The organism is Ruegeria sp. AA6 (genome assembly GCF_056542865.1).
The window spans coordinates 1-8191 of sequence record NZ_JBQGAN010000054.1; the positions used below are offsets into that span (position 1 = coordinate 1).

The 8191-nt window shown below is 53.5% G+C and carries 8 protein-coding genes; 5 read left to right on the forward strand and 3 right to left on the reverse strand.

The features are described 5' to 3' along the window. The coding region (locus tag ACR0LN_RS23560) for a tyrosine-type recombinase/integrase (protein ID WP_480433159.1) at nucleotides 1-458 on the forward strand (458 nt) is incomplete at its 5' end. A gap of 357 nt (nucleotides 459-815) precedes the next feature. On the opposite strand, the gene ACR0LN_RS23565 is transcribed toward ACR0LN_RS23560, so the two are convergent. After that, a complete protein-coding gene (locus ACR0LN_RS23565; RefSeq protein ID WP_170379999.1) occupies nucleotides 816-1697 on the reverse strand; it encodes a LysR family transcriptional regulator in 882 nt (293 codons plus the stop codon). A gap of 104 nt (nucleotides 1698-1801) precedes the next feature. On the opposite strand from ACR0LN_RS23565, the gene ACR0LN_RS23570 reads away from it, so the two are divergent. From ACR0LN_RS23570 to ACR0LN_RS23580, 3 genes are read left to right on the forward strand one after another with little or no spacing between them, the layout of a single operon-like run. After that, nucleotides 1802-2596, forward strand: coding sequence for a VOC family protein (locus ACR0LN_RS23570; protein WP_170380000.1), 795 nt, complete (start codon nucleotides 1802-1804; stop codon nucleotides 2594-2596). 35 nt (nucleotides 2597-2631) lie between these two features. Further along, nucleotides 2632-3402: a nuclear transport factor 2 family protein gene (locus tag ACR0LN_RS23575; RefSeq protein WP_170380001.1), complete on the forward strand. Its 771-nt coding sequence runs from the start codon at nucleotides 2632-2634 to the stop codon at nucleotides 3400-3402. 60 nt (nucleotides 3403-3462) lie between these two features. After that, the gene (locus ACR0LN_RS23580) at nucleotides 3463-3765 is read left to right on the forward strand and encodes a hypothetical protein (RefSeq protein ID WP_214648679.1); all 303 of its coding nucleotides are present in this window, start codon (nucleotides 3463-3465) and stop codon (nucleotides 3763-3765) included. Nucleotides 3766-3903: 138 nt separating this feature from the next. Here the strand turns inward: ACR0LN_RS23580 and ACR0LN_RS23585 are convergent, their stop codons facing one another. Next, a complete protein-coding gene (locus ACR0LN_RS23585; protein ID WP_480433161.1) occupies nucleotides 3904-5397 on the reverse strand; it encodes a DUF1254 domain-containing protein in 1494 nt (497 codons plus the stop codon). Between the two features lie 34 nt (nucleotides 5398-5431). Continuing rightward, nucleotides 5432-6943: a DUF1214 domain-containing protein gene (locus ACR0LN_RS23590; RefSeq protein WP_214648678.1), complete on the reverse strand. Its 1512-nt coding sequence runs from the start codon at nucleotides 6941-6943 to the stop codon at nucleotides 5432-5434. 96 nt (nucleotides 6944-7039) lie between these two features. On the opposite strand from ACR0LN_RS23590, the gene ACR0LN_RS23595 reads away from it, so the two are divergent. After that, nucleotides 7040-8062 (forward strand): helix-turn-helix domain-containing protein, encoded by a 1023-nt coding sequence (locus ACR0LN_RS23595; protein ID WP_480433162.1) that lies wholly within the window; start codon nucleotides 7040-7042, stop codon nucleotides 8060-8062. The last annotated feature ends 129 nt before the right edge of the window (nucleotides 8063-8191 follow it).

Consider the following 8191-nt stretch of genomic DNA (forward strand, 5'->3'; position numbering starts at 1 on the left):
TTGGGAGCGCGTTTGCCAAGGCGCCGGTAACCCAAACAGTGGACGACTTTTGCTCCGCCCAATGGCAGACTTTCTCACCGCCGTTGACAAAAACCAAAAAGGAGGTCTTTGTTCCCATTTCTGACCGCCTGTTTGAGGTGTTGTCCTCGCTGCAAAACCAACCCCAGCCTTTCGTCAGTATGGACAGGGCCATCAAGAACCTAAGGCGAGCCATCACTGAATGCTGTCCTTCAAGCCCCCGTGTTTTGGCTACCCAAGGCAAGGCAACGATCCACTCCTGCCGGGACACTTATGCTACGCGGATGCTGAACAACGGCATGAGGCTGGAAGAAGTCTCTCACCTTCTGGGTCATGCAACCATTGTCCAGACTCAGAAGTACGCCAAGTTCGCCAAGTTCGCCAAGAAGGAAGTAGCTGATAAAGCACGGCAAATGCTCAACGCACGTAAAGTCGCCTGATCAAAAAAGACATGGCACACTATCGGGAACAGTATGGAGTTACTATACAACCAATGGCACTCAAAGCACCACATAAGTTACTAATTTTGTTGGATACCAATGGCGGACCGAGGAGCAACTATATATTCTTCGTAACTACATGTTAAATTTTAATAAAAAAATTATCTATAAGACCCATACCACTAAATATACCACACTGAACATAGAATCTGACGTTTCAAAGCCTCAGGTTCGAGTATGACAGAACGACCGGTAAGACGTAATATATCAAACGCTCGCGCAAAGTGCAGCAAACGACTGCTTCGAGCCCATACCTACCAAATGCTGCGCATAGCGCGAGTGACTGCTTTGGACTTCCTACGCTCGAATCTCTTCACGCATAAACTCGACAAAGGACTTAACACGCGGCTTTCGAAAGGCCGAAGGCAACTGCACGCTTTGGATCGGCAAAGTGCGGGAATGGAACTCCGGAAAGAGTTGCACAAGACGTCCGGTTTCAAGGTCGTCCCCCAAAAACACATCTGGGCATATGAAGATGCCGCTCCCTGCGCGCGTCGGAACGAGGCAGGCGGGAGGACTGTTTGCGAGAAATGGGCCAGAGACAGGCACCTGCACGGTTTGCCCTTCGATCTGGAAGGGCCAGCGGTTTGGATCCGGGTTGTTCGCATCTCGAATGCAAATGTGGTCCGAGAGTTCCGCAGGATGTGAAGGTGCGCCATGTTCTTCAAGGTAGGAAGGGGTCGCGACGACTTTCATATGCGTTTCACCAAGCTTGCGAACGACCAAACTGGAGTCACTGAGCGCGCCGATCCGTATTGCGATATCGAAACCGCCCTTGGCCAGATCGGCATAATGATCCGACAAGTCCAATTCGACCGTGACGTTCGGGTGTTGCTCTACGAAGCGGCTTGCTGCTTTAGCCACCGCCGTGTCGCCATAGGTAAGGGGCGCGGCCACACGAACGATGCCCTTCAAGCCCTCTGAAGCGTCAAACTCAGTCTCCAACTGCTCCATCTCAGCCAGCACTCGTCGCGCTCCTTCCAGATATCGCTCCCCCTCGTGGGTCAGCGACATAGACCTGGTGGTGCGATGGAGAAGATTCAGCCCAACCATGTTTTCGAGCTGTGCGACACGCTTGCTGACCAGCTTGTTTGAAATGCCAAGCCGTTGTCCGGCGGCGGCAAAAGAACCGGATTCCACAACAGCCACGAAGCTCTGCATCCCGTCGATCCGGTCCATAGAATTGTCTCCATTTGCGCGATACACACTCGCTCTTATCGCCATTTTATGGAGAAAAGACCATCGCTAAGTTCCTCTCAAGCTTAATCGCAGGAGAAAAGAACATGGCAGCGTCAGACGCCCCCATCTCAATAGGTCAGGTCGCCCTGACGGTGCGCGATCTGGATAAGACCGCCACCTTCTATGAAGACGTGATTGGCCTCGGCCTGATCGAACGCGACGGTGAAAGCGCCTACCTCGGCACCGAGGCTGGAACGCTGATCGAGCTGCGCCAGGACCGAAACGCCAAACCCTTTCCTAAAGAGGCGGGGCTGTTTCACACGGCATTTCTGTTGCCTTCCAAACAAGACCTCGGCGCATGGCTGATCTACGCGGATGAGCGCGGTGTTCGCCTGGACGGGGCATCCCACCACGGTGTCAGCGAGGCGCTTTATCTGAACGATCCCGAAGGAAACGGCATCGAAATCTATCGTGACCTGCCTCGCAAAATGTGGAAACGCGAGGGCGATACCGTCCACATGACAACGCACCCGCTCGATCTGAAATCACTCACAGAAGATGCCACACAGTGGCAAGGCGCACCACAAGGCACAGTCATCGGACACGTTCATTTACGTGTCGGTGATGTCAGCAAAGCAGCGAAATTCGTTACTGACGAACTGAGTATGGTTCAGACCTTTGAGCTGCCCTCAGCCCGCTGGTTCGGGTCCGGTGGCTACCATCACCACCTAGCTACAAACGCTTGGCAATCCAAGGGAGCAGGCTCGCGCTCTGCTGGGGCCACTGGTCTCACAAGTGTTGAGCTGTTGGCAGACCCCAAAACTCTCACGCCCGGCCGCAAGGTCGACCCGTGGGGCACTGAATTCACGATCAACTCGGCGCAAGCCTGCGCCGCGTGAATATCGTCAAATCAAACCAAGAGAGGACAACAACAATGACACCTAAAGAGCTCGTATTGGAGGCTGTAGCCGCCATTTTCGTCAACTTCGACGCAACCGCAGCCGAACAACTGCTGGCAAATGACTACATTCAGCACAACCCTGCTGTACCCACAGGTGCCGCTCCAATCCTGGGGTTTATCCCCGGTCTTAAGGAAAGCGGGATCGAGGTGGACATCCACCGGGTCATCACGGAGGGCGATATCGTCGTCCTGCATACCACCTACAACAACGCCCAGGCGTTTGGTGCAGACACCTTGGTTGGCTTTGATGTCTTCCGCGTCGAGGACGGAAAGGTTGCAGAACACTGGGACAACCTGACACCAATCACACCGCCGAACCCGTCGGGTCATACTCAGACCGATGGTCCAACTGAGATAACCGATCTGGATAAGACCGCTGAGAACAAGGCGCTGGTCACAGACTTTGTGCACACCATCCTGAAGGATGGCGACGTTGACCGGATAACCGAATTTCTGTCGACGGAGACCTACATACAGCACAACAGCAACATTGCTGACGGTCTGGACGGTTTGGGTGCGGCTCTTGCAGGCATGGCCGAGCAAGGCATCCAGATGATCTACACGGACGTCCACATTGTTGTGGCCGAGGGCAACTTTGTCTTCACCGCCTCCGAGGGCACGTTTGCCGACAAGCCGACTGCCTTCTATGACCTGTTCCGCGTCGAAGACGGCAAGATCGTTGAGCATTGGGACGTAATCGCGGACATCCCGTCCGAGATGGCCCACGACAATGGAAAGTTTTGATCGGGTGCCATCATGAAAGCGTTCTTGATCACCCTGATAATGCTCGTAGGAGGTAACGCAATGGCACAAGACGTCGGCGTCATTGAAATTGTGACGATGGACCTTGCTGAAGGCGTTACACCGCAAGAGTTCGAACCTGTTGATAAAGTCATCGAAGATGAGCATGTCAGCAAACAACCAGGCTTTGTCTCGCGCCAAGCTGCATTCACAGATGGCAAATGGGCAGTGGTAGTTAACTGGGAAAGTGCCGAAGACGCCCAAGCGTCCATGGATAGCTTTGCATCAGCACCCGCTGCTGAACGATTCATGAGCATGATCGATGCAACCACAATGTCGATGACACGCTACAATTTAGCGCGATAGCAGACAAACAGAAGGGCGGCACTACGAGGTAGTTGCCGCCCTCCCCTGGTTGTTGTCGCGTTGTTCGGGATGCGCACTCACATGGCACGACATCTCGTTCTCGATAGCGAACTGTTAGGGCGCTAAATTGACAGTCTATCACTCCATAAGTTCGATCTCGCCCGGGCGCCACGATCCGTCGAACCAAGGCTCGAGAGGGCCATACAATCGCAGTACGGTCGACCAAGATTTGCCCGGCATCGTCTGTATCCAGTTGCCCTCTTTGCCTTCAGGCGCTTCAGGCGCGAACCAGACAGTGTAACTTCCGTCTTCATTCGCTTCCAATGTAGCTTGGTTGCTGTCGACCCCTGCGAGTTTCTGATCAGTTTCGAGCAGTGAACGGGTTTGGGTGTCGTAAACGACGAAAGACCAGTAATCCTGCGCGGGCGGATTTGGCGGGATGGTGACGGAATAGGTGTTGCTCCCATCGAAGTAGTTCCCGTCACTGTCCCGGTTTGCCAGCGCATATTGCGACCCGACACCAACCTTTTGTGCAACCATGGCAGGCGTAATGCCAGTCGCGTAGTAGTGGAACAGGGTCCGCGCATCGAGGATTTTCACGTCCCCCGCCTGGAACTCATGATTGCCACCGACGAACGCCGTCTTCCAATACCCTTCGTCATAGTAGAATGGCGCACGCGAGCGAGGAGCAAAATTCAACGACTTAGCCGCCGCCGTGCCCAATGCGACTGCCTCTGTGAGCAGCAGCCTCAGTTCGTCATCGGGTTCAAATGGTTCACCTTTTCGGATACCCAGCGAGAACATTGCTCCCATCAATTCATCGGGAAGTGCTCCTTCCGCTTCGTTGTCTACAACGGCCTTCATCTCTTCAAAGAAGGAAAAGTCATTGGCGTGTATCGTGTTGAACTGAAGATCAGTCAGGTTCACAAATTCCTGATCGGGCGGCGCGTCGCGGTCTTCCCACCGGTAAACACGAAGAGTTTCCTTCACACGATCCACTGCGGCTCCAACGCCGTCTTCCCCATAAAACGCACGCAACAGAAACCAGTTCCGATAGCTTGGCGGCTTCACAATATAGTAACTGTCGTCCGGCAACTCACCTTCATAGTCGGGCGGAACGATCAAGAACTTCCCACCCTCGCCAGCGTCAGGCCCAGCGTTCCCGATGTCAGTGACATAACGCATATAGGCATCGTTCACGAACCCCAGCATGCCCGGCGGCACGTCGTAAACCACTGGCCCTTCGGACAGGTCCGTACAGTTAAGAATGTAGATTGTCGTGGTGTTCGGCGTGAGAAGAAGCGAACGGGCGTTATACAGGTCTTCAAAGATCCCGATCTTCATCGGATCAACGCCAGCGCCCTCTTCGAGCCCGTGACACATTGCATATGTTGAGGCTGCAGGCATTCCATCCATGAATACCTGCATGCCACGCATGAAATTTAATGCGTTATACGACAGCTTAGCTGTATCCGGCGTCGGCAAGCCGTCAAAATATTCCAACGTTCCAAATCGTGTCTCCACCTGATCCGGTACGATTATGCTATCCGGAACTTCAGCCTTGTACTCTTGGGCTGGAGATTGCGATGCGAGTACCAGGGCGGTCAGCACGGCTAACGACTTTGTTTTCATTGTTCACTCCATTGGGAATTTTTGTTTGTTTTGATCAGTTTACTTTTTCTAGATCGCCCAGCATCCAGCCACTTTCCAACCATCCGTCTTGCGGCCCATATAGACGGAACAAAAGGAAGTACGGCTCTGTGGTTGGTATCCAGTTGCTTTCCTTGCCTTCCGGTGCCTCCGGTCCAAAAAAGATGTCGTAAGAACCGTCTTCATCGGCTTGCATAGAGTCTGTGTCGCGCTCGGACAGACCCACTGGATCAACGTTCCGGATGAAGCTCTTGGTCTCCATCGAATAAACAATCACGGACCAGAAATCGTCGGCAGGTGTGTCTGCTGGCACGTTAAGTCTGTAAGTCTGATTGTGGTCGTACATGTCGCCGTCGCTGTCGCGAAGGCCCGTCAGATAAAAGGTACCGCCACCGAGTTGTTTCGGCAGGTACGTGATCCAGAAGTAGCTGCCGCCCGCACGCGCATCCACAAGTACCTCTGTCTCAGTCTCATACGGGAAGCCTGCCTCGGGTTGACCTTCGGCAAAGTCCCATATCAGCCACTGGCTTTTCATCTCGCCGCTATCGTCGACCCAGAGCGGTATCATGGCTTTGCCGGGCGTAACAAAGTAGTTCTGCATAGAGGCATACGCCAACAACAAACCCTCATTCATTGCTTTCAACTGAATTTCCGATGGTTCGAAAGGTTTTCCCTTTTCGATCCCGAGATCCTTCAGGAAATTTACCATGACCTTGTCTTGTTGTCTGACGGGGTTGTTTTGAACGTAATCATTCAAGTCCTGAAAGAAGGTCTCGTTGTAGTATGGAAGCGAGTCGTACGGCACTTCTGACGCTTCGAGATAGTTGTTGGGTGGTGGATTGTCAGCCTCAGACAGGTAGTACACTTTGATCGTCTGAGCGTACTCGGCCGCATCGGTGTCCGTTCCGCCATTCGTCAGTTTTGGCCGGAACGAAAAACCATATTCGTAGGTATCTGTTTCAAAGGGAAGGTATCCCGCTTCAGTTAATTCCTCCAGCGACATTTCCCCTTCGTAGCCTGGGGGTAGCATGAGGTACTTGCCGCCGGCACCTTCATCGAAACCATCGGGACCTACGTCCACAATAGGAACATCCCAAGCATTCACGATTGTACCGAAGTAGTTCACCTTGTCGGTGGCAGCGGGCACTTCAATGACAAGGGGACCGGGTTCGGAGGTCATTGAAGCCCAAGCATAGGCCGTAACATCGTTGGCCGTAAGAAACCCATGTTTGGAGTCGAACGGCTTGTTGAGATAAATGATGTCATTGTAGTCGCCACCGAGGTCGCGGCGAATGCCCTTGAGGAAATCGATCATACCGGCGGCAGGCATTCCCCAGATGGCCGTTTGGGTGGCACGCTGCACCATAATCTTGTACTCGATGTCCTCGACCTCGGCTGATCGTGCAAGGATGTCGCCCGTGTCGTTGAAGGACTGGGAGAAAACTGGTGAAGCAGAAATACCTGCGCCGAGCACCATTCCCAAAAAATGCATCGAAAAACCGCCGTGTAATGGCCGAAGTATTTTCATATTGCAATGCTCCCTGCTGTTTAGGGAAAGCTTGCACATCCGTTCAGCCGATGCGTATCATTTCACGACACGCGGGCGAACAAGCGGGTTGACGGATTGAACCTACCACCGATGATTTCGGCTAAGGCCTTGGGCGCGATGCCCCAGTTTGTGCTTGAGGCCGCTGGGGAAAGACGCTTGTTGCGTGCTTTTGACTCTGCCGTTCTTCCTGTTCACTTCATTGAGGAAAGAGGCGGTTACATCTCGGAGCATGCCTTGGCGACCTTTGTGCACGAAGCCGCACGATCCACGGGACAACAAAACATCGGATTGTTGTGGTCACCGTATCTCACTGTCGCTGACTACGGCGCCTGGGGGAGTTACGTTCTTTCTGCTCCAACGCTGGGGGCAGCGCTAATACGAGCTTCTGCCGTCATGCCATTTCATTCGTCTACGGATCGCGCGTGGCTTGAAACTTCGGGCACAAGCGCGCGCTACTGTTATCGTTTTGGACTTCGCTCGCATTTCGCGTATCCGGACATCGGCTTCTCGGCCGTTGGGGTTTTTTTGAGCATATTCCGCGCGTATTTAGGAAGCGACTGGAAGCCATCTGCCGTGCTCTTGGACTTCCCGAAGGTTCCTGGATTTGTCGAGGCAGAAGACACCTACGCTTGTCCTGTAATCTGGAACGCCTCCCGGCTTGGGGTTGATTTTGATGCATCGGCTTTGCGAGCCGAAACCACGCCCAAAAAACTTACCGGCGGCTCGACAACCGTCGGAGATATTTCTCGCGAACGATTGGGCGGCCCGCCTCAAACACTTAGAGGACAAGTCGAGGAAGTGGTTTGGCAACAACTTCATCGGGAGGAAATGTGGATTGATGCCACCGCGCGTTCGCTCGATCTTGGCGTTCGCACACTACAACGGAAGTTAGCAACCGAAGGGGTTCGTTTTCGCGAAATCGTCAACGATGTCAGGGTAGCAAGGGCCGAGGAACTCCTCACAGATACGCGCGAGACAGTCTCCAGTATCTCCTCCATGCTAGGATATGAAACCGCAAATAATTTCAGCCGCGCATTTAGGAAGGTGACGGGACTGACGCCCTCTGACTATCGCAAGATGAACTCCGACAATAGTTGACTTGTGGGTCGCGAGAGCAATCTTCCAATGTCTGCTTTGTCCGGATAGTGTTGAAGAAGTTGCCGTTTGGGCGCTTGCAGGATACAGCCTCAATAGGCTGCCGTCTTTCCTTCATCCCGTTTTTCTAGG

What these genes read in the sequence shown, in the direction of transcription:
- ACR0LN_RS23565 (WP_170379999.1), bottom strand. Translation starts at nt 1,697, where the DNA reads ATGGACCGGATCGACGGGATGCAGAGCTTCGTGGCTGTTGTGGAATCC.
- ACR0LN_RS23570 (WP_170380000.1), top strand. Translation starts at nt 1,802, where the DNA reads ATGGCAGCGTCAGACGCCCCCATCTCAATAGGTCAGGTCGCCCTGACG.
- ACR0LN_RS23575 (WP_170380001.1), top strand. Translation starts at nt 2,632, where the DNA reads ATGACACCTAAAGAGCTCGTATTGGAGGCTGTAGCCGCCATTTTCGTC.
- ACR0LN_RS23580 (WP_214648679.1), top strand. Translation starts at nt 3,463, where the DNA reads ATGGCACAAGACGTCGGCGTCATTGAAATTGTGACGATGGACCTTGCT.
- ACR0LN_RS23585 (WP_480433161.1), bottom strand. Translation starts at nt 5,397, where the DNA reads ATGAAAACAAAGTCGTTAGCCGTGCTGACCGCCCTGGTACTCGCATCG.
- ACR0LN_RS23590 (WP_214648678.1), bottom strand. Translation starts at nt 6,943, where the DNA reads ATGAAAATACTTCGGCCATTACACGGCGGTTTTTCGATGCATTTTTTG.